Source organism: Neisseria sp. HMSC03D10, from assembly GCF_001807625.1.
Classification (GTDB): Bacteria; Pseudomonadota; Gammaproteobacteria; order Burkholderiales; family Neisseriaceae; genus Neisseria; species Neisseria mucosa.
This window is the reverse complement of the sequence record NZ_KV789517.1, coordinates 98738-123918: the sequence shown is the minus strand read 5'-3', so window position 1 is coordinate 123918 and position 25181 is coordinate 98738. Positions and strand designations below refer to the sequence as shown.

Genomic DNA, 25181 nt, shown 5'->3' with positions numbered 1-25181 from the left:
AAGTTTAACCCAATATTTTTTAGATCAAATTTCTGCGAAGATCCGTTATAAGAATTGCAAAATAAAAATCCCCACTGAAAAGTGGGGATTTTGCTTTGCAATTCTTTTGCTTAACCTTTACGGGCAGGCAATTTTTCTTTAATACGGGCAGCTTTACCGGTCAGGCCGCGCAGGTAGTACAGTTTGGCGCGACGGACGTCACCGCGGCGTTTTACTTCGATTTTTTCTACGGTAGGGGAGTAGAGTTGGAAGGTACGCTCAACGCCTTCGCCGCTGGAAATTTTGCGGACGATGAAGTTGCTGTTCAAGCCGCGGTTACGACGGGCGATAACAACGCCTTCGTAAGCTTGCAGACGGCTGCGTGAACCCTCTACTACGCGTACGGAAACGACTACGGTGTCGCCCGGTGCGAATTCGGGGATTTCTTTGTTCAGGCGAGCGATTTCTTCTTGCTCTAATTGTTGAATCAGGTTCATTGTTTTTCCTAAATTATGATTGGATTTCCTGTTGCTCTTGCAAGATTTCTTTTAAGAGGCGGGATTCCTTTGGGATTAAACTGCGCTTTTCCAGCAGGTCTGGTCTGCGCTCCAGGGTGCGCCGCAGCGATTGTTTCAACCGCCATTCGGCTATCAAGCCATGATTGCCCGAACGCAATACGTCAGGGACGGTCATGCCTTGGAATTCTAAAGGTTTGGTGTAATGGGGGCAGTCTAATAGGTCGTCTGAAAACGAATCCTGCTCGGCTGACTGTATGTCGCCCAATACGCCGGGTATCAGTCTGAGTACGGCATCCATCAGCATCATGGCGGGTAGCTCTCCGCCGGAAACGACAAAGTCGCCTATGCTGATTTCTTCATCTACGCTGCTTTGCAGTAGGCGCTCGTCAATTCCTTCGTATCGTCCGCAAAGCAGTATGAGATGCGGGGATTTTGCAAGTTCTACGGCTTTTTTGTGGGTCAGCGGTTGACCTTGCGGGCTAAGGTAGATGACTTTTGCAGGTGCTGAAGATGTTTGTTTGGCTTCTTCTATCGCTGCTTGTAGCGGCGGTGCCATCATAATCATTCCCGGACCTCCGCCAAAGGGGCGGTCGTCAATATAGCCGAGTTTGTTGTCGGCGAATTTGCGGGGATTGATGGCTTGGAATTGCCAAAGGTTTTGTTTTTTTGCACGACCGGTTACGCCGTATTCGGTGATGCTGTCGAACATTTCGGGGAAGATGGTGATGGCTTGAATCAACATCAGTAGTCTAAGCCCCAGTCGGCGGTAATGGTTTTGCTTTCGGTATCGACGGTTTCAATGTAGTTGGATACGAACGGGATCAGGATTTGACCATGTTCTCCATTAATCATCAAAACATCGTTGGCACCGGTTTCCATCAGGTTTATGACTTTGCCGAGCACGATATCGTCTTTGTTGACAACGGTCATGCTGACTAAATCTGCCCAATAATATTCGTCTTCCTCGGTGGGGGCGAATTCTTCTCGGGGGATTTCGATGGTATAGCCGCGCAGGGCAAAAGCTTGATCGCGATCGTCTATGCCTTCGAATTTGACCTGAAGCTCCCCGCTGACGATTTTGCCGGCTTCGAGTGTCACATTCAGGGTTTTACCGTCTTTGCTTAACTGCCACTCAGGGTAGTCCAGGAGGCTGTCGGCGTATTCTGTATTGGCGGCTATTTTGAGCCAGCCTTTGATGCCGAATACGCCTTTGATGTAGCCCATGGCTACCCGTTGCTGAGTGTCGGTCATAGCAAGATTAGCCGGTGATTAAGCAGCAGCTTTTTGTTCTTTGATCAGTTTTGCAACTGCGTCGCTGACTTGTGCGCCTTGGGCGATCCAGTGGTTCAGGCGGTCGGCTTGGAGGCGTACGCGCTCTTGTTTTTCATTGGCAACAGGGTTGTAGAAGCCAACGCGCTCAATGAAGCGGCCGTCGCGGCGGTTGTGAGAGTCGGCAACGACTACGTGGAAGAAGGGACGGTGTTTAGAACCACCGCGAGCCAAACGGATAACTACCATTTTGAGTCCTTTTGAGAAAATCGGATAGATAAGAAACCGCTAATTTTAGGATATTTTGCGTTGTTCATGCAAGTTTTTATTTGTTTTTGTTGCTGTTTTGCGGAGTGGTCAGGCTGAGGCGTGCTTGGCATAAAGTGTTGTCTTCTTCTGAAGGGGTGATGGTAAAGCCTGATTTTTCAGCAAGTTTAAGCATAGGGGTGTTGGATTTGAGTATTTGGGCACTCATGACGCGGTAGCCTTGTTGTGTTGCCGATTGGATAATCAGCTTCATCATTTCCGCTGCCAACCCTTTGCCGCGCACGTTTTCGGCAAGTGTGATGCCGAATTCGCATTCGTTGCGGTTGATACGGCTGAAGCGGCTGACGGCGACGATGAGGTCGTCTGAATTGCGCGCCGTCCATGCGGCTTCGCTGTGGTAGTCGAGTTTGCTGAAGCGTGCGAGGGTGGGGATGGGCAATTCGTTGGTATGGGTCATGAAGCGGGTGTAGCGCGCTTGCGGAGACAGGCTACGGACGAATTGTTGCTTGGCTTCCGCGTCTTCGGGAGTGAACGGGTGGATGGTTACGGTTTCGCCGTTTTTGAGGGTAAGCGTGGCAGGATGCTCGGTCGGGTAGGGGGCGAGCACGTTTTGGATGGGGGCTTCGCTTTCGGTTTTTGCGCCTAAAAGTTCGGCGGCGGCTTCGCCGGTGTTGCGGAGGAACTCGGCGGCAGTCGGATTTTTGCTGCGCAGGTATTCTGCTGCGGTCTGTACTTTGGCGGCGGCCTGCTCGAGCTTGAGGGTGGCTATATTGGTTGGTTTGTTTTTCGGGGAAGGACGTTCGTCAGCATGCAAGACAAAGTCGCTGCTGTATTGGTCGCCGTTGAGGTTGAGCAGGATTTCGCCGATGTATTGCTGCCGTTGGCTGAGTGTGTTTAGGGTGTGCAGGAGCTGGTTGAGGGTGTGTGTATTGTCGAGTTGGGCGAAACGGGCGATGTGTTCGCTGTCCAGCGTAGAGAACGGCGGGAGCGCGGCGGCGGTTCTGCCTTGATGGCATACGGTCAGGATGTCGCCATAGGCGGTATGGCGTTGGAAACGGAATTGCACGGCGTTATGCACGGTGTGCTGATAAGCCGGCAGACACAGGGCTTCGGCAAGCAGGGGCAGGTCTTTTGATGCGAGGGCTTTGGTAATGTTTCTTGCTTGCGGGGTTTTCAGACGACCTTTTTTGGGTGTGGCGATGCGTAGCTGTTCTTTTTGCAGTTGGTCGGCAATGTTGCGGAACGATACGGCTTGCAGGGCTTGTTCAGGACGATCGAAATGCAGGAGGTCGTCTGAAAAGCGGCTGCTGACAAGCAGGGGTTTGGCAGTGTGTTTCGCCAGCATGCTCAGGGTGCGGGTTAGATTTTTTTCGTCAGGACTGTCGGTCGGGACAACGATGGCGAGCAGGGCTTCGGTATGGGTATTTTGAAGGTGTTGGCTGGCGATGCTGTGGTAATGGGCGGGCGTGGGTGTGCTGCCGATGTAGCCTTGGCGGATGTGCGGCTGCTTGGTGGGGAATTGGAGTTTTAGGTTTGGGGGCGCACAGGTTTCCAGCCACTCGGCAGGGGTGTCGGACAGGATGTCGATGCTGTTCAGAGGGGGAAGGTCGGATAAACGCGCGTGCAGGGCGGCTTCGAGTTCGCTGCTGCTGAATGTGGCGAGGAAGTTGCAATGACGCGCAAGGCAGCGTAACACGGCTTTTTCGGTGTCGTCCGAACGGTGGGTAACGTGGAGGATAAGCGGTGTGTGGCGGGTGAAATGGCGGATGGCGCTGAACAGGTTGCGCTGGTTTTCGGCTGGGTTGTGTTCGATAACGGCAACTTTGGTGTGGCGGTTGTGTCCGAAACGGTTGAGCCAGTCGGCAGAAGTGGTGGGGCTGAGCGGATAGTTGAGGCTGATGTGGCGCGAAATGCCCTGTCCCATTTTTTGCAGCATGAGGTTGATTTCGCTGCTGACGGAGGCGTGTCCGGTCAGAAGGGCAGTGTAGCCTGCCGGATGGTCGGGTTGAGAACTGATGTTGAGGCTTTGCGATGGAAGCTGCACGCCCGCGGGGCTGCACACGCTGATGTTGAGTTCGTCGCCGTGGTGTTTTTTGATGGCGGCTTCGGCGGTGTGCCATTCATCGTCGGACAGGCTTTCCCAGTCTTGGATGAGGATGATGTGGCCGAACTGTTTTTTGCGGCAGGACTTGAACAGGGCGTCGTAGCTGTCGGGTGGTGTTACGGCGATGACGAGGTCGGCGCTGCCGGGGATTTTGTTGAGGTTGGTGTAGGAGGTGAGTCCCGCAACCGTGCGGTGGCGGAGGTTGACGGGTGTGATTTGACCTTGAAACGGTGCGCTCAGGAGGTTGCTCAGGATGCGTTCGCCCAAGCTGTATGGGCGTTCGCTCGCGCCCACGAGAATGATGTGGTTGGGCATGAAGAAGTAGCCGGACATGGATTGGGCGGACATAGTGCCTCCTTTTCGGTGTGTGGACGCTGCGTTTCAGACGACCTTTCGGGGGGGATGGAAGGGGTGTGTGATGAGTGAACGGGATTGGGCGTTCGTTGTTGGTTTTGTTATCAATGGATAGTCTGTTTCGCTGCTCTTTATGGCGGAATATGCGGACTTTAAATGATTTAATTATTCATTTGCATTATATATGACAAATGGCATAAAAGTCGTCTGAAAGGCGGGAACGTAAGGGTTTGTTCTTTTCAGACGACCTTTTGTAGGCTTGGGGGTGTGGCAATTTGTTTACAAACCCCGATGGGCAATATTCATGGTCAAGAGTTTTTAGGATGCGGCTTTTCCGTTTTGCCGTTCACTTTCTTTTTGGGCAGGATAAAGTGCATTTTCAAACCATTCGGCTTGATGTTTTCAGCCATGATTTTGCCGTTGTGCTGCTCCATGATGTGTTGGGTCAGGGCAAGGCCTAAGCCGGTACCGGGTTTGCTGGCGCTGGAGTCGGCACGGTAAAAGGCGGTGAAAATGTGCGGCAGTTGCATTTCGTCCACGCCGGGGCCGTTGTCGGTAACGTCTACAATCCAATGCTTGCTGTCTTGTCCGATATTGACGCGGATGGTGCTGCCTTCGGGGCTGTAATTGATGGCGTTGCGGATAACGTTATCAAACGCGCGGTACAAATAGCCTTCGTTGGCGCAGACCGTGGCATTTTCGGGGATTCTGGGTTCGACCGAGAGGGTAACGGTTTGTTTGTTCTGCTGGGCGATGCTTTGGTTGTCTTCCACGATGTTTTTCAGGAAGGGGACGAGCTTCAGGCTTTCTTTTTCCAGCGGGATATTGGATGTTTCCAAACGGGAAAGCGTCAGCAATTCGCCAACCAAGGTATCCATGCGGGTTAATTCGCCTTCCAGCCTTTTCAGATATTGTTCCTGCTTTTGCGGCTGCGCCTGAATCAGTCCGACAATTGCCTGCATGCGCGCCAAGGGAGAGCGCATTTCATGGGAGACGTGGTGCAGCAGGTGGCGTTCTTTAGCAACGAGTTTTTCCAGTTTTTCCGCCATTTTGTCGAACTGGATGGCAAGGTGGGACAATTCGTCGTCGCGGTCGTCCACTTGCTGGGAAATACGGGTTTCAAGTTCGCCGTTTGCCACCCTGTCCATACCGCTGCCCAAGATTTTGATGGGCTTGGTAATGTTGCTGGCGAGGATGTACGCCATCAGCAGACCGACGACGATAATGAAGGACAGGATGATGAATTCATGCCAAATCGGGGCGAGCGGCAGACCAGGGATAAAGAGCGGGCTGGGCAGGCGTTGCGCCTGATGGCTGTCCCAACCTTTGATAAAGAAGAGGTATTCTTCGCCGAAACGGTCGTATTCGATGTGCGCCAAATCGGAATTGGGATTATTGATGGCAAACACGCGGGCGCGTTCGATGGTGTGGTTGTCGATGTTGCGGTCGAGGATGTCTTTTTTCTCGTCGCCCAAAATGACGTAAACGGAATTGGAAACGGGGCTGTCTTCCCATTCCGCCAAAATTTCGCGCGCACCGCTGTCCCCGCGCGCCCTAAAGGCGGAGAGGATGCTGTTCATCAAAGTGGTTTCGATGGTGCGGCGTTGGTTGAATTGGTTTTCGGCGAGGGTATTTTGCACCAGCCAAAAAGAAAAACTCGCCACAAAGATTGCGCAGACGATGACTGCGCAAAATGTGGCGAAGATGCGTTGAAACAGTTTCATTGATCTGTTTTATCTTTAGTTTTTAACAAACAGGTAGCCCAAGCCCCGTACGGTCTGAATCAGCGAGGCATCGCCCAGTTTGTGGCGGATGCTGGAGATGTGAACGTCGATGCTGCGGTCGAATTTTGCCAGTTTGCGGTCAAGCGCTTCGATGGACAAAGTTTCTTTGCTGACAACTTGTCCGGCGTGGCGCATCAGGACTTCGAGCAGGTTGAACTCGGTGCTGGTCAGCTCAAGCGGAGTGTCTTTGATGGTCGCCTGACGTTTGGCGGGGTAGAGGACGACGTCGCTGACGGAAATGCTGTTTGGCGCGTTGTTCGGCTCGCCGCTTTGTTGCGCACGGCGCAGGATGGCGTTGATGCGTGCCAACAGTTCGCGCGGGGTGCAAGGTTTCGGAACATAGTCGTCCGCACCCATTTCCAATCCGATGATGCGGTCGATGTCGTCGCCTTTGGCGGTCAGCATGATGATGGGAACGGTGCTTTGGGAGCGGACGTTTTTCAATACGTCCAAGCCGTTCATTTTCGGCATCATGGAGTCTAATACGACGACATCGTACTGGCCGGTCAGGATTTCGTGTACACCGGCTTCGCCGTCCGGAACGCTGTGGACGTTCAATCCTTCGGCGGTAAGGTATTCGGTGAGCAATTCAGTCAGCAAAGCGTCGTCATCTACGAGTAATACGCGACTCATGGGATTTCCTTTTCGTGATTGTATGCGCTGCGCAAACCCGAAATAAACGGGTGCGGCGGATAGTGATGGCTAATCTTAACACGCATTTTGAGTTTTTTGATAGCTTGTTTTCCTATGCTTTTGCGCTTTTTTGCATTGCAGGGACGCTGTCTTTACATTTTCAGACGACCCCTGTACCAAATCCCCAAAATATACGCTGGATACGCGCCAAACGGGCGGCAAAATGATGCCGGTAAAGGCTGTGTTCGAGAAAGGACGGAGGGATTCATAGTGGATTAACTTTAAATCAGGACAAGGCGGCGAAGCCGCAGACAGTACAGATAGTACGGAACCGATTCACTTGGTGCTTCAGCACCTTAGAGAATCGTTCTCTTTGAGCTAAGGCGAGGTAACGCCGTCCTGGTTTAAAGTTAATCCACTATAAAACAGGTCGTCTGAAAACGTATTCAGGCTTTCAGACGACCTGTTTGATGTTAGAATGATTATCTATATTGATGAATGAATCACAAGGGGCTTGTCGATATGTCCTTATCCATTGACGAACAGCTTTTGCCGCACCGCAATGCCATCGATGAAATCGATGCCGAGATTTTGCGCCTGTTGAACGAGCGCGCAGGCCATGCGCACGCCATCGGCGAATTGAAAGGAACGGGCGCGGTGTACCGTCCCGAGCGCGAAGTCGCGGTATTGAGGCGGATTCAGAGTTTGAACAAAGGTCCGTTGCCTGACGAGTCCATCGCAAGGCTGTTTCGCGAAGTGATGAGCGAATGCTTGGCGGTGGAGCGTCCGCTGACGATTGCCTACCTCGGCCCGCAGGGAACGTTTACCCAGCAGGCAGCCATCAAACATTTCGGCCATGCCGCCCATACCGCCGCTTTTCAAACCATAGACCAGTGTTTCCGCCAAGTTGAAACGCGGCAGGCAGATTACTTGGTCGCGCCGGTTGAAAATTCGACCGAAGGCTCGGTCGGACGCACCTTAGATTTATTGGCAGTAACCGCATTGAAAGCCTGCGGCGAAGTCATTGTCCGCATCCATCACAACCTTTTGCGTAAAGGCACGCACGAATTGGGCGGCATCACAAAAGTCATCGCACACGCCCAAGCGCTGGCGCAATGCAACGACTGGCTCGGACGCAACCTGCCCAACGCCGAACGCATCGCCGTTTCCAGCAACGGAGAAGCGGCAAGGCTGGTGGCAGAATCAGACGACCCCAGTATCGCCGCCATTGCAGGGCGTACCGCAGCCGATATTTACCATTTGAACTATGTCGCCGAATGCATCGAGGACGAGCCGAACAATACCACGCGCTTCTTGGTCATGGGGCATCAAGATACAGGCAGCAGCGGCAAAGACAAAACCTCGCTGGCAGTCTCCGCGCCCAACCGTGCCGGCGCCGTCGCCGCGCTGTTGCAGCCGTTTACCGAATCAGGCATTTCAATGACCAAGTTCGAAAGCCGCCCAAGCAAATCCGCGCTGTGGGAATACCTGTTCTTCATCGACATCGAAGGACATCAAAACGACGAAAAAGTCCAAAACGCACTGCGGCTCTTGAGCGAACGCGCATCGTTTGTCAAAGTCATCGGGTCCTATCCGGCAGCCGTTTTGTAATGTAGTGAGAATGAAGAAGGTCGTCTGAAAATTCAGATACGGGTTTTCAGACGACCTTTTTTACGCCTTTAACTTGTAGCATCTTCAGTCAGTCCATTGGTCAGCCCACTCTTTCAATAAACGGTGGCGTTTTTCAAATGTCCGACGCAAAGTCGGTAATCCGATTAGCCGGTCAACCGTTTTGCCCAGCCCGAAAGTAAATTCCACCGTATCCGTCACGCAGGTACGCCCCTCGGAAAATTTGAATTCATGCGTATGGCGGAAGGAACGGTAAATCCCTTTCAGCATCAGGTCGGTAAACGATTGGTTCGGCTCAAGCGAAATGATTTCGGCGCGATGCCGCAACCAAATTCCGCAAACTCTGTATCTGAAATCCAAAATATCTCCACGCGCCCAGTATTCCTTTTCCGACAGCCATTGCACGTCAAACGGGAACTGACGGGAAAATCCGTGTCGGGAAGTGCAGTAGCGGAATATCGGTTCGAGCGGCGCATCCAGCCAGACGCTGCGGGTGTAAGTCAGCATGATATTGACCGTTGTGGGTAAAGATGGAGATATTGATAAGAGTGGTGCAGTTGGTATCAGTTCATCATTGCATTGGGCGACATGGTTGGTTTGGTATGGATAATGGAATAAAGGTCATCTGAAAATTTTCAGACGACCTTATAGATAGAGCTGATTAGATTTATGATATTGAATAGATTGCTCTATTGTCTTCAATTTGCAGAGATTCTAACCATGCTTTTTTGTTTTCTTCTATTTGTTTTAACTCAGCATTAATTTCGTTAATTTTTTCTTCATAATATTTTTTTTCATTTTTCAGTTTCTCAAGATACTCTTGTTTCCATGCGTTGAAATTATCGTCCGGTTGGCGGAAGTAATTTTGCCCTTCAGGTAAAATAAGCAGTTCTTTTCTTTCAGAAATATCTAACATTTCATATTCTTCGCATAGCATGGGTTCTAATCTAATAATTTTTCTTTTGATGTTTTTTAATTCATATTGTTTGTTGTGTAATGATTTTGTTTTTACTGTTAGCCAATAATTAAATCTATAGTTAAAAAATTCTTTTGATTTAGCAAGTATGTTGCTATTTCCAAAAGCGGAAGCTATATCTATATGGCTGGTTAGAATAAGAAAATGTATGGCATTATCTTCATTGATAAGAGAAGAAATATCTATTTTTTTGAGATTTGTACAGGATAATTGTAATTGTTCTAGTAGTGCATATCGGTTTAATAGACCTTGAAAATTATAAAGAGTTTCTAATTCATAATCTTGTGAAAATTCATCAATCGTCAGGCAGTTTAAAGCCAGTAATTTTAGAATGTGATTTGGAATGAAAGAACGGAGTATGCCGCTATACATCCTTTCTCGAGGAGTAATATATTCTTGGCTTAGTTTTTTCTTGGATATTTTGTTATCTGAGTCAAAATCTTTTATGGTAATTTTCGAATCTTCGCTATTGTTTAATTCGCTGTTTTTTGAATTGTGAGACAAGCTGATTGATATAAACTTTAGAATTTGGAATAAAAGATTAAAATAGCTTTTGAGCTCGTAATGTTGGTTAATGGACTTTATTGCATGGCTATTGCTTAGTTCTTCTGATGGTTTACATCCCGCAATACCTCCAAGTTTATCATTGTAAGCGTAATAGATTTCTTCATTTGTCGCTTCTACTTCAATCTTTTCAACAGCTTCGTTGTGCTGCTCCAGCAAAGAAAAAAATGAGGATTCAAATTGTTGCAGATTAAAAATCTCTGACTGGCGGCTTTGTTGTTTTACCTGTTGGCGTTGCTGTTCCGCCGCCTGTTTCAACTCTTCGCGCGTTGCTTGCATTTCCTGCGCTTGTTGATGAATGGTATAGAGCAAGCCGATAAGGGCTAGGAAGCTGATGATGGGGTTCAGCGTGCCGCCCAGATAGTCGCCAAATGTTCCCCATGTGGCAGAATCGTTGGTTACGGATAAGTTTTTGAAATAAGCGATATACAATCCCAAAATGATAAGAAATGCAGCGACGGCAGCTATGCCTAATATCCATAATAAGCGATTGGGTTTATTCCCTTTGTCCATGGTTTTTCCTTTTGTTTACACCCATAAAGGTCGTCTGAAAAATTTTCAGACGACCTTATTTTATAAATCCGAATCAGCAATATCTATGCTGTTGTTTCCGCATATGGGGGAATTACGATGCGGGGATTTCCTAGTTTAATCTGCGGTATGTTTGGCGGGTATTCAGCCCAGCATCGCCAAAAGCTCTTCCTCACTCAATACCGCCACACCCAAGGCATTGGCTTTTTCCAGTTTGCTGCCAGCGGCTTCTCCGGCGACGACGTAGTCGGTTTTTTTGGACACGCTGCCGGAAACTTTGCCGCCTGCGGCTTCGATCAAGGCTTGGGCTTGATCGCGTTTGAGGGTGGGCAGGGTACCGGTTAACACGAAGGTTTTGCCTGCTACGGCTTCGTTGAGGTCATCTGAAACCGTTGCTTCTTGGTTTTCAGACGACGTTTGGGTGAAGAAGGTTTTCAGGTTTTCGAGCAGGGCGGCGTTTTGTGCTTTGCTGCGCCATGCTTGCCAGTCGGCGGGGAGGGCTTTGTCGGTTTGCAGGCCTTCTATGCTTTTGCCGGCGAGTTCCCATAATGCTTGGGCTTTGTTTTCGCTGATTTTGAAACCGGGCAGGCGGGCAATCCAGCGTTGCGGCTCGGCATGGCGGGCGGGCGGGATGGTAACGGCTTGGGTTTGCGGGGCAACGCCTGCGGCGAGCAGCTCGTCTATCATCGCCTGTTGCGCGTCTTGGGCGAAGAAGTGGGCGATGGAGCGGGCGACGACGGTGCCGATGTCGGGCAGGCAGGCGAGGATGGGTTCGGGTGCGCGGCGGACGTGTTCCAGTGAGCCGAATGCCTGCGCCAGCGTTTTGGCGGTGCGTTCGCCGACGTGGCGGATGCCGAGCGCGAACAGGAAGCGGGCGAGTTCGGGCGTTTTGCTGGCTTCTATGCCTGCGAGGATGTTTTCCGCCCACTTGGTCGGTTGTTTTTTACCGTTTGGGGTGTTGGATTCAGATAGATCGCCTGAAACCGTTTCTGTGTCGCCGTTTTCGTTTTCAGACGATCCTTTATCTGCCGTTTCCTTCATTTTTTGCAAGGTCGGGATGTCGAGGCGGTAGAGGTCGGCGAAGTGGCGGACGAGGTTTTGGGCGACAAGCTGCTCGATTTGTTTTTGACCGAGGCCGTCGATGTCCATGGCTTTGCGCGAGGCGAAGTGGATTAATCCTTGCGCGCGTTGTGCCTGACAAAGCATGCCGCCGCTGCATCGGACGACGGCTTCGCCTTCTTCGCGTTCGATTTCGCTGCGGCAGATGGGGCAATGGGTCGGCAGGCGGTAGGGCTTGTGTAGCGGAACGGATTGGGTTTGGTTGGCGGACGGTGTTTCGGCAAACAGGTCGTCTTGCTGATGCTTGAGGTCGTCTGAAACGGCAACGGCGGTTTCCTGCATCGGGCGGAGTTCGAAAATCACGCGCACGACTTCGGGAATCACGTCTCCGGCGCGGCGCACGACGACGGTGTCGCCGACGCGCACGTCTTTACGCGATACTTCGTCCTGATTGTGCAGGGTGGCGTTGGTGACGGTTACGCCGCCGACGAATACGGGTTGCAGGCGGGCGACGGGGGTAACGGCGCCGGTGCGCCCGATTTGCACGTCTATGGCTTCGACGACGGTCAGGGCTTCTTCGGCAGGGAATTTGTGGGCAATCGCCCAGCGCGGCGCGCGGGAGATAAAGCCGAGTTCGCGCTGTTGCGCCAAGCTGTTGACTTTGACCACCATGCCGTCGATTTCGTAGGGCAGTTCGGGGCGTTTTTGCTGCATTTGTTCGTAAAACGCCAATACTTCGTCGATATTTTTGAAACAGCCGAAATTGCCGTTAGGCAGGCTGAAGCCGAGCTCTTGGAAATAGGCGAGTTCTTGGATGTGTTCTTCCGCGATGAAACCGCCTTGCTGGCGGGCGATGGAGTAGGGGAAAAAGTGCAGTTTGCGTTGCGCGGTAATGCGTGAATCGAGTTGGCGCAGGCTGCCGGCGGCGGCGTTGCGCGGATTGGCAAAGGGTTTTTGCCCGTTTTCGTTTTGTCTTTTATTGAGGGCGGCAAAATCGGCTTTGAGCATCAGCACTTCGCCGCGCACTTCGATGAGTTCGGGCGGATTTTCGCCGTGCAGCCGTAGGGGAATATTGGCGACGGTTTTGACATTTTGGGTAACGTCTTCGCCGGTCGTGCCGTCGCCGCGCGTCGCCGCCTGCACCAATACGCCGTCGCGGTAGAGCAGGCTGATGGCGAGGCCGTCGAATTTGGGTTCGATAACGTATTCGGGATTGCCGCCGTCCAAGCCGTCGCGCACGCGTTGGTCGAAGGCGTACATTTCGGCATGGTCGAACACGCCGTTTTCATCTTGCGGGGAAAAGGCGTTGGTCAGCGACAGCATCGGCACTTCGTGGCGCACTTCGGCAAATCCCGCCAAAGGCTCGCCGCCGACGCGTTGGCTCGGGCTGTCGGGCAGTTTGAGTTCGGGATGGTTTCGTTCCAACGCTTCGAGTTCGCGGAATAGTTTGTCATATTCGGCATCGGGTACGCTGGGTGCGTCGAGGGTGTAGTATTCGTAGGCGTAGCGGTTGAGGAGGTCGGTGAGGTGGCGGATGTGTTGTGCAGTCGGATTCATGGAGGAAGGTTTTCAGACGACCTTTGTCTGTTATAGTGGATTAACCTTAAACCAGTACGGCGTTGCCTCGCCTTAGCTCAAAGAGAACGATTCTCTAAGGTGCTGAAGCACCAAGTGAATCGGTTCCGTACTATCTGTACTGTCTGCGAGCCTTGTCCTGATTTAAATTTAATCCACTATACATGATGGGACGGATAAAGGTCGTCTGAAAAGGATAAGTTGAAAACAGCTGAATTTTACCCGAAAAAAAGCGGATATGCCGTAACGACATATCCGCTTTGATTACATTCGATTTTAGGAGAACAGGCGCAGGGCTTGTTTGCTGCCGGGTTTGATGCCGACTTTGAGCATTTCTTCCTGACGTGCCAAGACGTAATTGCGAATGTCTTTGAGCCATTGGGTAGAAACTTCTTCCATTTTGTCGTTGACCAAATCCAAGCCCAACTGACCGGAGAGGCGTACCGCCAAGTCCATGAAGAGGTCGAAGGTTTTTTCGCCGGCTGGGGCATGCGGGATGTCGAGCAACATGCTGAAGCCTTTGTAGGACTGGTTGTCCAACAGGGCGTTGGTAAACGCGTCGCCTGTGAGGCTGTGGATGGCAAACATCGGGCTGCCGGTTTGTCCGGTGTAGTGGAATGCGCCGTCTTCGCCCAATACGAAGCCGAGGTTTTCAACAGAAGCGCGCAGTTCGACGCCGCTGATGTTGCTGTGTGAAACCAAGTGGATGGCGATGGTTTGATCGACGCGGGCGCAGAAGGTGTCCAATGCCTGCGCAACTTCGGTAAATGCCGCCAAATCGGTGTGGAGGACTTTGCCGCCCATCAGTTGGGCAAAGGTGTCAACTTGTTGGTTGAACTGTTGCAATTCTTCTTGGGTTGCCAAACCGTTGCGGCTGACTGCTTGCAGGCCGACGACGAAACCTTGGTAATACACGCTCGGAATCGGTTCGGCAACTTGGAAGCGGTCGTCCATGGTGCAGCCGATGATTTGGAAACGGTGGCGGTTGGACAGGCGGGGCAGGGCGTGCAGCTCTTGCGCTTCGGAGAGGGCGATGTAGGCGAGGTAGTCGAAGCGCGGGTCAAACCACGGCAATTCGACTTGAGACAATTCGTCCAAGCTGACCAAAGGCTGGTTGGCGGCGGACGGCAGGTTGACCGGCTCGTCGCTGGCGGCTTGGGTGGTGATTTCGTTGTTCAGTCCGATGACGGTATGCTGTACCGGCTCGTCGGTAAAGTCGTCTTCAATCGCCAACTCGACATCGGTTTTGATGGCGGAAGGTTTGGCGAGTTTGGCTTTGGCGGCGAAGATTTCGTCTTGTTCTTGCAGATTGCGCAGCGCGGCTTCTTGGGCTTTGTTCGCTTTTTTGACGAACAGGCCTTTGCCGCCGGATTCTTTACCGTCGCGCACATGGCTGGTTTTACTGTTCAGGAGCGCGTCTTTGTCGGAGTGGCCGAACTGCTCGCGCACCTGTTTGCGGTATTGGTTTTCTTGGTACATATTGTAGGCGATGACGGCAAGGATGACTGCCAAGCCTAAGACGATGAAAATCATGGGTAATCACTTTTTTGTAAGAGCGGCATTCCGTCTTCGTTGCCCGGGGCGGTTTGCCTTTGGGCGCATGCGGAATCGTATTGCCGCGAGTAAGTTCGTCGGAGTCGGACACGGATTGTCCCGTATGAACATTCAATTATAACGAAAATAAACTTTTCTGACAGCAAATGCCGTGAATGATAGCCCAAAATCGGGCTGGGTCGTCTGAAAAATGCTATATGGCATTTTTGAGCGATTAACGGACAACCGGGAAACCTGCTGCCTGCAATCTTTGCCAGTCGAAAAAGTGGCCGGGGTCGGTTTTGCGGTCGGGAGCGATGTCCTGATGACCGGTAACAGCGGTGATGGGGTAATGCCCGACCAACGCGTGCAGCAGGGTTTCCAGCGTTTGATATTGCGCCTCGGCAAACGGCTCGAAATCGCAGCCTTCCAATTCGATACCGACCGAAAACGCGTTGCACTTTTCACGTCTGCGAAACGACGACACGCCCGCGTGGTACGCCATATCGTCGCAAGAAACGAACTGCACCGCCTCGCCCTCGCGGGTGATCAGAAAATGGCTGGAAACGCGCAAGGTGTGGATGACGCTGAAAAACGGATGTTCGTTGGGGGCGATGCGGTTGGTAAACAGCTTTTCCACCGCGCCCGTCCCATATTCGAAAGGCGGCAGCGAAATATTGTGTAAAACCACCAGCGACACAGTTTCTGATTCTGCACGCGGCTCGAAGTTCGGAGAAAACGCGCGGCGGGCAGGCTGCCACCAGCCTTGTTGCCAGTCAATGTCTTGGCATTCGGACGGAAGATTCATAATTCAGACGACCCTTTATTTCAGACGACCACTGAGGCGGAAAAAACATACGTCGGGCGGGCGCGCGGGAATGGGGTGCGCATTTCGGTTATACTGTCGCCCGACGTTCACAAATCAAAAATCCTACCATGCTGAAAAAAATGTTGAAATGGTTTGCGGTATTTTTTGTTGCCGTTGCCGCCGTGTTCGCCGCCTTGCTGTTTGTTCCCAAAGACAACGGCAAAGCATACCGCATCAAAATTGCCAAAAACCAAGGCATTTCTTCCGTCAGCCGTACGCTTGCCGAAGACGGAGTCGTTTACAACCGCCATGTACTGGTCGCAGCCGCCTACCTGATAGGTGCACACAATAAACTCAACGCCGGCTCGTACCGCCTCCCTTCCAACATTTCCGCCTGGGGCATTTTACAGAAAATCCGCAATGGCAGACCCGATGCCGTTACCGTTCAAATCGTCGAAGGTTCGCGTTTTGCCACCATGCGTAAAATCATCGATAACACGCCCGACATCGAACACAAAACACGCGGCTGGAGCGATGCGGAACTCATGCAGGCGATTGCCCCCGACGCGCTCAGCAGCAATCCGGAAGGCCAGTTCTTCCCCGACAGCTACGAAATCGACGCAGGCAGCAGCGATTTGCAAATCTACCAAACCGCTTATCAAACCATGCAACGTCGTCTGAACGACGCTTGGGAAGATCGCCAAAGCGGATTGCCCTACAAAAATCCGTATGAAATGCTGATTATGGCGAGCCTGATTGAAAAAGAAACCGCCCACGAAGACGACCGCGCCCATGTTGCTTCCGTATTCGTCAACCGCCTCAACATCGGCATGCGCCTGCAAACCGATCCGACCGTGATTTACGGCATGGGCAGCGCGTATAAAGGCAAAATCCGAAAAGCCGACCTCCAGCGCGATACACCGTATAACACCTACACCCGCAGCGGCTTAACCCCGACCCCCATCGCCCTGCCGAGCAAAGCCGCCCTTGAAGCCGCCGCGCATCCGTCGAATGAAAAATACCTCTATTTCGTTTCCAAAATGGACGGCACCGGCTTGAGCCAGTTCAGCCATAATTTGGAAGAACACAATGCCGCCGTACGCAAATATATTTTGAAAAAATAAGCCGAACTAAGCTTCAAAAGCATAAAGGTCGTCTGAAACCTGATCTTCGGTTTCAGACGACCTTTTATCTTTCGCAAGCCTTAAGCCGCTTCCCAATAATCGATATAAAGCTGCAATTCCATCTGATTGCGCCACTCGTTTGCCACGGGGCGGTAAACCGTGCGGATGTATTCGGGGATGTCTTCGCTGCACCGCCAGAACATGGCTTCAAATTCGTAGCCGTCTTTTTGCAGCCAGACTTTTTTGTGTTTGCCCTCCGCGCCCAAGGGCTGCTGGCGGATGACGTGAAATTCGTCGGTAAAGCTCGGTGGCGCGAAGCCTTGTCCCCAAACGTGGCGGGCGAGGTTTTGCGCCTGTTCCAACGTGATGTCGCAGGCTTTCAGGCTGCCGTCGGTGATGAAGGTTTGCGACAAATCGTCTTCGCACACCATTTCGCGCACGGCTTCTTCAAAGGCCGTCTGAAACGCGGGAATGTTGTGTTCGAGTATACTCAAGCCCGCCGCCATCGCGTGTCCGCCGAATTTCAAAATCAAATCGGGATGGCGTTTGGACACCAAATCCAAAGCATCGCGCAGGTGCAGGTTGGGAATGGAACGCCCCGAACCGCGCACTTCGCCGTTGTCGGCAGGCGCAAACACGATGGTCGGACGATAAAAACGGTCTTTGAGGCGGCTGGCGACGATGCCGACCACGCCCTGATGAAAGTCGTCGCGGTAGGCGACCAGGGTCGTCTGACCTGAAGGCAGGGTTTCGGGAAAGGCGTTCAGCGCGTCTTGCAGCATGGATTGCTCGATTTCGCGGCGTTCGATATTGAGGTCGTTCAACTGCGCCGCCAATGCCTGCGCTTCCGCGTCGTCGCGCGCCAACAGGCAGGCAATGCCGACCGACATATCGTCGAGCCGTCCGGCGGCGTTGATGCGCGGACCCAGTGCGAAACCCATATCGAAAGGCTGCGCTTTGCGCCAGTCGCGCCGCGCCACTTCAAACAAAGCGCGGATGCCGGGACGCATTTTGCCGGAACGCATCCGTTTCAAACCTTGCGATACGAGGATACGGTTGTTGTGGTCGAGGGGGACGACGTCGGCGACGGTGCCGAGTGCGACCAAATCCAAAAGTTCGCCCAGATTCGGTTCTCTAAGGTCGTCTGAAAAATAATCGCGGCGGCGCAATTCGGCACGCAACGCCATCAACACATAAAAAATCACGCCCACGCCCGCCAAACTTTTGCTGGGGAAGCCGCAACCTTTTTGGTTCGGATTGACGATGGTGCAGTCGGGTACGGTTTCGGCGGGCAGGTGGTGGTCGGTAACGATCACGTCCAAACCCAATTCCTGCGCCCGCGCCACGCCTGCGATGCTGGCGATGCCGTTATCGACCGTAATCAGCAAATCCACGCCTTGCGCGGCAGCGATTTCTGCAAGCTCGGGCGTCAAGCCGTAGCCGTGTTCGAAGCGGTTGGGTACGAGGAAATCCACCGCCGCGCCCATCGCCGCCAAGCCGCTCATACCGACGGAACACGCCGTCGCGCCGTCGGCATCGTAGTCGGCGACAATCAGGATTTTTTCCTTACGCTCGATGGCATCCGCCAGACGGCGGGCGGCGGCTTCGCAATTCGTCAGCGATTGATAAGGCAGAAGACCGGCGAGTTTGTCGTCCAATTCGGCAGGACTCTGCACGTCGCGCGAGGCGCACAGGCGGGCGATTAAAGGGTCGGCGCCGGCGGTGAGCAAATCATTGAGGACGTTTTGGTTGACGGGGCGGGTTTGGATTTTGACGGGCATGGTGTGTGGACGGGGTATAGTTGTATTTGAGGGGATGTATTTTAAGGCGGGAAAGGTCGTCTGAAAACCTAAAAGCAAACCAAAATCTGCTGCCTGGTTTCAGACGACCTTTTATTGTGAAAGAGAAGGGGAACCTCTTTCTCGTTTTAAGTTTCCGGGACAAAGTTGTCGTCAAACAAATTGTCCTGCTGTATTTCTTCCCGTTCTTCCTGTTGTCTCAGCAAATCGAGTTTTTTGTTGCGGATTTTGGTTTTGCGCATATGCAGCAGGCGCATGACTTGGTGCTTTTGGTCGTCCGTCATCTGCTGCCAATACAATCTCTCTTCACGACTGCGCAGGCAACCTTTGCAATAGCCTTTTTCGTTGGCTTCACATACGCCGATGCAGGGGCTGGGGATGGGGAAGAAATCGGGTTGTTCCATAATGAAGGTGCGGAAAGGTCGTCTGAAAGAGTATAGCCAAGGTGCAGGGTTTCGGCCAGGTATGTACCGTCCGAATATATAAGGTCGTCTGAAAACCTTATTGATGGTTTTCAGACGACCTTTGTTTACTTTAAAAAATCAAGTAATCAGTTTGCCATTTGTTTTGCCTGAACCGCTGTCAGGGCGATGGTGAAGACGATGTCTTCTACCAATGCGCCGCGGGAAAGGTCGTTGACCGGTTTGCGCAAACCTTGCAACAATGGACCGACGCTCAGGACGTTGGCGCTGCGTTGTACGGCTTTGTAAGTACAGTTGCCGGTGTTGAGGTTCGGGAAAATCAAGACGCTTGCCTGACCGGCGACGGTGCTTTCAGGGGCTTTGGTTTTGCCGATTTCAGGCACGGTTGCCGCATCGTATTGCAGCGGGCCGTCGATTTCCAAGTCCGGGCGTTTTTCTTTCGCCAGTTTGGTCGCTTCAATCACGGCATCGACATCAGGGCCGCTGCCTGAGTTGATGGTGGAGTAGGAAATCATGGCAACTTTAGGCGGGATGCCGAAGGCTTTGGCGGTATCGGCGGATTGGATGGCGATATCGGCAAGCTGTTCGGGTGTCGGATTCGGGTTGACCGCGCAGTCGCCGAAGACGAGGACTTGGTTGGGCAGCAGCATGAAGAATACGCTGGACACGAGGCTGGCGCCCGGTGCGGTTTTAATCAGTTGCAAAGCGGGGCGGATGGTGTTGGCGGTAGTATGAACGGCGCCGGATACCAAGCCGTCCACGTCGTTTTGCGCCATCATCATGGTGCCGAGGACGACGGTGTCTTGCAGTTGTTTGCGGGCGTCTTCAGGCGTCAGCCCTTTGGATTTGCGCAATTCGCACATCGGCTCGACGTATTGTTCGACCAATGTGGCGGGATCGATGATTTCCAAAGAGTCAGGCAGGTTGATGCCGCGTTCTTTGGCAACGGCTTCAACTTCTTCGCGTTTGGCAAGCAAGACGCAGCGGGCAATGCCTTTTTCGTGGCAGATGGCGGCTGCGGCGACGGTACGCGGTTCTGCACCTTCGGGCAGGACAATGCGCATATCGGCTTTGCGGGCAAAATCAATCAGGTTGTAACGGAATTGGGCGGGAGAAAGGCGGGATGCTTCGCGTTTTGCCAACGCAGATACGTCTTTGAGCGCGCTGCTTGAGCCGTAGAACGTCAGTCCAGTCAGACGGGCAACTTCTTCGCCCACGGATGCTGCCGCGCCTTCAATAATGAAGCCTTCCAAAAGACCCGGTGCGTTGGTGTAAAGCTGTTTGGCAAGGTTGATTCGGTGTGCCGCTTCGGCTGCGTCGGCATTGTCGGATTGCAATGCCAAGACTACGCCTGCATCCAAAGACAATGCCAGCTCGACGTTTTTGCCGGACAGGAAGAGTTTGTCCGCTTCGGGGGCGATACCTTCGATAACAAGATTGTCGGTATTGAGTGCGACGGCTTTGCCGACCACAGCGTCAAACCAGTCGTCGCTTTTGCCTTGCGCCAACAGGGTTTCGGCGGATGCGTCGAGCGGTTGGAAAACTTGCGCGCCCAAAGCTTGGGCAAAGGCTTTGCTTGCTGCTGCCACGTCCAAACCGGCGGATACCGGAGCGACCAATAATTTAGCCATGATATGTGTCCTTTCTATTTGGAGGTTGTCCGTCGCCGCCGTGATGCGGACGTAACGGCAATGGCTTAATACTAACAAACAAACCGCGTTTCCAACAAGGTTAAATGTTAATGGATTGAGTGAAAATGCAATGGATTTTTAAGGGGCTGATACTGTCTATGCAAAATATAGAAAAGGTCGTCTGAAAAAACCTTTGATGGGGTTTTCAGACGACCTCTTGTGCGGTTGGGTTGTCAGCCTTTGAACACGGGGACGAGTTCGAGCTGGCTCAATACCTGCGCGGCGATGTTGATGACACCGAAGAGGAAAACCCAAACCATCAGCCCGAATCCGCCGTAAACCTTGTAGTTTTTGCCTGCGCCGAATTTTTGGCGCGAACGGTAGAGCAGCATGGCGGGGATGATGCCGGTCCAAATGGTTGCCGCCAGACCGACGTAGCCGATGGCGGTAACGAAGCCTGTTGGATACAACAGACAGAAAATCAGGGGCGGCAGGAAGGTGAGGGCGGCGGTTTTGGTGCGGCCGGACACGCTGTCGTTCCATTTGAAGATGTCGGCGATGTAGTCAAAGAGGCCGAGCGTTACGCCGAGGAAGGAAGTGGCAATCGCCATGTAGGAGAAGAGGGTCAACACTTTGTCCATGCTGCCGGTTTGGGCGAATTTGGACAGTGTTTCGATGAGGACGGAGACTTGCCCTTCGGCGGCAATCACGGGGGCGAACTCGCTGCGCGGCAGGTTGCCTTGGATGGCGATTTGCCACAGGACGTAAATCACAAGCGCAATCAGCGTGCCCGCCCAGATGGATTTTGCCACTTTGGGCGCATCGCCTTTAAAGTATTTGAGCAGGCTGGAGACGTTGCCGTGGAAGCCGAAGGAGGCGAGGCAGACGGGCAGGGCGGTGGCGACGTAAATCCAGTAGCTCGTGCCTGCGGGGGCTTGGGTGTCAAAGAGGACGGGCAGTTTGGCATCGGCAATCAGCCCGCCGGTCGCCCAAATGAAGGTCAGCACCATGCCGCCGATGAGGACGCTGGTGAAGCGATCGACCAGCCGTGCCGACGCCCACACGCAAAAGGCGAGGATGCCGAAGAAGACAAGCTGTCCGACGGTGAGCGAAACGTCGCTGCCTACCGCGCTGCCCAGACCTTTGGCGGTCAAGTCGCCGCCGACGAAGATGTAGGCGTAGGTAAGTAAATATAAAACGAAGGCGACGGCAATGCCGTTGATGGCGTTCCAAGTCGGGCCGAGCAGGTCTTTGACCATGGTGTCGAAGCTGGCGCCGTGTGGATAGTGGGTGTTGACTTCAAGGATCATCAGGCCGCTGGAGAGCATGGAAAACCAAGTGTAAAGCAACACAATCAGCGAGCCTGTAAACCAGACGCCGGAGGTGGCGGTCGGGTTGGCAAGCATGCCTGCGCCGATGACTGTACCGGCGATAATCATGGCGCCGCCGAATAGCGACGGGGTTTTGACGGACATGGAATTCTCCTCGGAAAAACAGTCCGCCATTATGCCGTAAAGTGTAAGGATTGGTAAGGAGGTCGTCTGAAAATTGCGGGAAAATAGCGGACAGCAGGGGGTTTTTCGGGCGGGGGGGGGCGGCGAGTGGATGAGAGCGGTTTAATTTTTTGAAAGATAGGGAGAAACGGCGGTTTCTCCTTTTTTATTTGGTTGGGTTGAAAAAGGGTTTTCAGACGACCTTTTGCTTGAAAATGCCGAATTTACATATTTATACGGCATTTTATGGCTAATTTTTCTCTAATTTTGCCTTCCTAGAATGCGCAACCCTTACAGAGGCCGCATCCGAAACAGGGTGCGGTAACAAAAAAACAGACGACACATCAAGCAGAAAGGAAGCCGCATGAGCCAATCATACGAAGTCATTTTTGAGAACAACCGCAAATGGCAGGAAACAAAGAGGCAGCAATATCCTGATTACTTCAAAGACCTCGCCGACGGACAAAATCCCGAATACCTCTACATCGGCTGCTCCGACAGCCGCGTCGCGGCGGAAGAGCTGATGGGGTTTGAGCCGGGCGACGTGTTTGTACACCGCAACGTCGCCAACCTTGTGCACGGTTTGGACATGAATGCCGCCTCTGCCATCGAATACGCCGTCTCGCATCTGAAAGTCAAACACATCATCATCTGCGGCCACTACAACTGCGGCGGCATCAAAGCGGCGATGCTGCCCGAAGATTTTGGCACGATGAATCCGTGGTTGAGCAATATCCGCGACGTGTACCGCCTGCATCAGGAAGAACTGGACGCAATCGAAGACGAACACCTGCGCTACGACCGCCTGGTCGAATTGAATGTGCAGGAACAGTGCCTCAACGTCATCAAAATGGCGTGCGTGCAGGAACGTTACCTGCTCGACGGCTACCCGATTGTTCATGGCTGGGTCTTCGATCTGCGTACCGGCCGCCTCATCGATTTGAACATCGATTTCAAAAACATCCTCGCCGACATCCAGAAAATCTACGACCTCACCGATTCCGAATGGGTGGTCAACGCGCGTAAGAAAGTGGGTTGATGGCTCGGAGGTCGTCTGAAAATGCAGCTTGGACAAGCATCCTGACTTTTCAGACGACCTTGATTTGCCCCAATCCTATCAAATACAAAAACATGCACACATCAGGAGTACCCTTCACCATGAAACCCCATCAGAAAAAACAGCCTTTGGGCAGCCTGTTTAAGTCCAATTTCGCTTCCGGACTGGTCGTCTTCCTCGTCGCCCTGCCGTTGTGCCTCGGCATCGCGCTTGCTTCCGGCGCGCCGCCGTTGTCCGGCGTGTTGGCGGGCATCGTCGGCGGCATCGTCATCGGTTCACTCAGTACCTCGCATATCAGCGTTTCAGGCCCCGCCGCAGGCTTGGCGGCGATTATCCTTGCCGCGATTACCGAACTCGGTTCGTTCGAGCTGTTTCTGTGCGCGGGCTTAATCGCCGGCGCCATCCAGCTTTTGCTCGGCTTCATCCGTGCCGGCAGCCTTGCCGAATACATCCCTGTGTCCGTTATCGAAGGCATGTTGGCGGGCATCGGCGTGATTATCATCATGAAACAGATTCCGTTTGCCTTGGGCAGCAGCGGCAGCCTCGCCGATCCTGCCGCCCTGTTCGCCGACATCCACATGGGTTCCCTTTTGGTAGCAGGCGTGTCGATGGCGATCCTAATCGTATGGGACAAAATCCCCGCGTTGAAAAACATCAAAGCCCTGCCCGCCGCGCTGGTTGCTGTGGGCGCGGGGATACTGATGAACCAATGGTTTGTCGCCAGCGGCAGCAGCCTTGCCATTCCCGCCGGACAACTCGTCCAACTGCCCGTCCCCGACACATGGCGTGAAGCCGCAGCTATGCTCACGCTGCCCAACTTTTCAGGTTTCGGCAACAGCTACGTCTGGACGACCGGCATTACCATAGCCATCGTCGCCTCGATTGAAACCCTGCTCTGCATCGAAGCCGCCGACCGACTCGACACCCGCCGCCGCATCACCGACACCAACCGCGAATTGCGCGCGCAGGGCGCAGGCAACATCGTCAGCTCGCTCATCGGCGGCCTGCCCATCACCTCCGTCGTCGTGCGCTCGTCCGCCAACGCCAATGCAGGCGCGACGCACAAACTGTCTGCCGTTATCCACGGCGTCCTGTTACTGGTGTGCGTTTTGGCGATTCCTTTTATCCTCAACATGATCCCCCTGTCCACCCTCGCCGCCGTCTTGCTGCTGGTGGGCTACAAACTGGCGAAACCCGCCACCCTCCTGCATTTCTGGCATAAAGGGCTGTACCAGTTCATTCCCTTCGCCGCCACCCTCGCCGCCGTCGTCGCGCTCGACCTGCTCAAAGGCGTCGGCATCGGGCTCGCCATCAGCATCATCTTCATCCTTCAGGGCAACATGAAACGCGCCTACTACCTCAGCCGCGAAGAACTTGCCGAAGCTGACGAAATCAGCTTGGAACTGGCGGAAGAAGTCTCGTTCCTGAACAAAGCCGCCATCAAGAAAACCCTGAAAAACATCCGCCCGGGTTCGAAAGTAACCATCAACGCCGAACGCTCGTCCTACATCGCCGGCGACGTATTGGAACTGATTGAAGACTTCGCCAACGTCTTCGCCAAAGAAAACGACATAGATGTTGTGCTCAAAGGCTTCAAATCCGACTACGACCACGAAGGCCGCGACCACCACAGCCATGTGCGGGTGGGGCACAGCGCGAGTATTTAGAAGTTGGGTTGGAATGAGTAGGAGAAGAAAGAGGCCGTCTGAAAACCTGTTTTGGAGGATTTTCAGACGACCTTTTTAGTAGATGAAAATAAAAAATACCTGCTTCGTCATTCCCGCGCAGGCGGGAATCTAGGTTTTGGAAGCTATGGAAATATTTAAAAATTGCAGCGGCCTTTCAGAGTCTGGATTCCCGCCTGCGCGGGAATGACGGCGGCTTATGAATCGGCTGTTTTGTCCGACAGAAAAGAAACATAATGAAATATCTAAAAAAAAACAGCAGGATTCGCGGGCAAAGCCCACGCTACACCGTCGGGCAATGCCTAAAGTTGGGGAAATTCATAGGGGGAGTTGTTGTGTTGGTTTGAGAGATAACAACTGTAGCGTGGGCTTTGCCCACGAGAATTC

General features: G+C 53.0%; 21 protein-coding genes. 5 read left to right on the top strand and 16 right to left on the bottom strand.

Annotated elements, in window-relative coordinates; all coding sequences use genetic code 11:
• Positions 1–110: 110 nt before the first annotated feature.
• From rplS to misR, 7 genes are all read right to left on the bottom strand, one after another.
• On the bottom strand, positions 111–476 hold the full coding sequence (gene rplS, locus HMPREF3066_RS04225; RefSeq protein WP_003679470.1) for a 50S ribosomal protein L19: 366 nt from the start codon (positions 474–476) through the stop codon (positions 111–113).
• Positions 477–489: 13 nt separating this feature from the next.
• Positions 490–1239: a tRNA (guanosine(37)-N1)-methyltransferase TrmD gene (gene trmD / locus HMPREF3066_RS04220; RefSeq protein WP_003740829.1), complete on the bottom strand. Its 750-nt coding sequence runs from the start codon at positions 1237–1239 to the stop codon at positions 490–492.
• Positions 1239–1748: a ribosome maturation factor RimM gene (gene rimM, locus HMPREF3066_RS04215; protein WP_060975244.1), complete on the bottom strand. Its 510-nt coding sequence runs from the start codon at positions 1746–1748 to the stop codon at positions 1239–1241. The genes trmD and rimM overlap by 1 nt, the downstream gene beginning before the upstream one ends.
• Before the next feature lie 18 nt (positions 1749–1766).
• The gene (rpsP, locus tag HMPREF3066_RS04210) at positions 1767–2015 is read right to left on the bottom strand and encodes a 30S ribosomal protein S16 (protein WP_003740833.1); all 249 of its coding nucleotides are present in this window, start codon (positions 2013–2015) and stop codon (positions 1767–1769) included.
• Between the two features lie 76 nt (positions 2016–2091).
• The gene (locus HMPREF3066_RS04205; RefSeq protein WP_060975243.1) at positions 2092–4485 is read right to left on the bottom strand and encodes a bifunctional acetate--CoA ligase family protein/GNAT family N-acetyltransferase; all 2394 of its coding nucleotides are present in this window, start codon (positions 4483–4485) and stop codon (positions 2092–2094) included.
• Positions 4486–4799: 314 nt separating this feature from the next.
• Positions 4800–6215 carry a HAMP domain-containing sensor histidine kinase gene (locus HMPREF3066_RS04200; RefSeq protein WP_003758036.1) on the bottom strand — a complete coding sequence of 472 codons (1416 nt, stop codon included), beginning with the start codon at positions 6213–6215 and terminating at the stop codon, positions 4800–4802.
• A 15-nt stretch (positions 6216–6230) separates the two neighbouring features.
• On the bottom strand, positions 6231–6908 hold the full coding sequence (gene misR / locus HMPREF3066_RS04195; protein ID WP_003740839.1) for a two-component system response regulator MisR: 678 nt from the start codon (positions 6906–6908) through the stop codon (positions 6231–6233).
• A gap of 522 nt (positions 6909–7430) precedes the next feature.
• Here misR and pheA point away from each other — a divergent pair.
• Positions 7431–8519, top strand: coding sequence for a prephenate dehydratase (pheA, locus tag HMPREF3066_RS04190; RefSeq protein WP_039862795.1), 1089 nt, complete (start codon positions 7431–7433; stop codon positions 8517–8519).
• An 84-nt stretch (positions 8520–8603) separates the two neighbouring features.
• On the opposite strand, the gene HMPREF3066_RS04185 is transcribed toward pheA, so the two are convergent.
• The 5 genes from HMPREF3066_RS04185 to ampD all read right to left on the bottom strand — a co-directional run bounded on the left by HMPREF3066_RS04185 (position 8604) and on the right by ampD (position 15583).
• Positions 8604–9044 (bottom strand): SRPBCC family protein, encoded by a 441-nt coding sequence (locus tag HMPREF3066_RS04185; protein ID WP_070440592.1) that lies wholly within the window; start codon positions 9042–9044, stop codon positions 8604–8606.
• A 160-nt stretch (positions 9045–9204) separates the two neighbouring features.
• A complete protein-coding gene (locus HMPREF3066_RS04180; RefSeq protein ID WP_070440589.1) occupies positions 9205–10590 on the bottom strand; it encodes a putative phage abortive infection protein in 1386 nt (461 codons plus the stop codon).
• Positions 10591–10752: 162 nt separating this feature from the next.
• Positions 10753–13224, bottom strand: a complete 2472-nt coding sequence (gene ligA / locus HMPREF3066_RS04175) for an NAD-dependent DNA ligase LigA (RefSeq protein WP_070440587.1) — start codon at positions 13222–13224, stop codon at positions 10753–10755.
• Between the two features lie 294 nt (positions 13225–13518).
• Positions 13519–14775 carry a cell division protein ZipA C-terminal FtsZ-binding domain-containing protein gene (locus HMPREF3066_RS04170; RefSeq protein WP_003763891.1) on the bottom strand — a complete coding sequence of 419 codons (1257 nt, stop codon included), beginning with the start codon at positions 14773–14775 and terminating at the stop codon, positions 13519–13521.
• A 235-nt stretch (positions 14776–15010) separates the two neighbouring features.
• On the bottom strand, positions 15011–15583 hold the full coding sequence (ampD, locus tag HMPREF3066_RS04165; protein WP_039406564.1) for a 1,6-anhydro-N-acetylmuramyl-L-alanine amidase AmpD: 573 nt from the start codon (positions 15581–15583) through the stop codon (positions 15011–15013).
• 128 nt (positions 15584–15711) lie between these two features.
• Here ampD and mltG point away from each other — a divergent pair, with 128 nt between their 5' ends.
• Entirely contained in the window at positions 15712–16707 is a 996-nt protein-coding gene (gene mltG, locus HMPREF3066_RS04160; protein ID WP_049225729.1) for an endolytic transglycosylase MltG, read from the top strand.
• 80 nt (positions 16708–16787) lie between these two features.
• Here mltG and recJ read toward each other — a convergent pair whose 3' ends face one another.
• The 4 genes from recJ to HMPREF3066_RS04140 form a co-directional block, all read right to left on the bottom strand.
• Complete coding sequence (gene recJ, locus HMPREF3066_RS04155) at positions 16788–18488, bottom strand: single-stranded-DNA-specific exonuclease RecJ (RefSeq protein WP_060975680.1); 1701 nt, start codon at positions 18486–18488, stop codon at positions 16788–16790.
• Positions 18489–18634: 146 nt separating this feature from the next.
• Complete coding sequence (locus HMPREF3066_RS04150; protein ID WP_045074777.1) at positions 18635–18910, bottom strand: DUF1289 domain-containing protein; 276 nt, start codon at positions 18908–18910, stop codon at positions 18635–18637.
• A gap of 146 nt (positions 18911–19056) precedes the next feature.
• Entirely contained in the window at positions 19057–20559 is a 1503-nt protein-coding gene (gene pta, locus HMPREF3066_RS04145) for a phosphate acetyltransferase (protein ID WP_049225731.1), read from the bottom strand.
• A 233-nt stretch (positions 20560–20792) separates the two neighbouring features.
• Positions 20793–22034: an aromatic amino acid transporter gene (locus HMPREF3066_RS04140; RefSeq protein WP_060975681.1), complete on the bottom strand. Its 1242-nt coding sequence runs from the start codon at positions 22032–22034 to the stop codon at positions 20793–20795.
• Positions 22035–22416: 382 nt separating this feature from the next.
• Here HMPREF3066_RS04140 and HMPREF3066_RS04135 point away from each other — a divergent pair, with 382 nt between their 5' ends.
• The 3 genes from HMPREF3066_RS04135 to HMPREF3066_RS13290 form a co-directional block, all read left to right on the top strand.
• Positions 22417–23091, top strand: coding sequence for a carbonic anhydrase (locus HMPREF3066_RS04135; RefSeq protein WP_060975534.1), 675 nt, complete (start codon positions 22417–22419; stop codon positions 23089–23091).
• A gap of 119 nt (positions 23092–23210) precedes the next feature.
• A complete protein-coding gene (locus HMPREF3066_RS04130; protein WP_060975535.1) occupies positions 23211–24776 on the top strand; it encodes a SulP family inorganic anion transporter in 1566 nt (521 codons plus the stop codon).
• A 217-nt stretch (positions 24777–24993) separates the two neighbouring features.
• Positions 24994–25181, top strand: a 188-nt coding sequence (locus HMPREF3066_RS13290; protein ID WP_210385691.1) for a hypothetical protein, incomplete at its 3' end; no start/stop codon positions are given.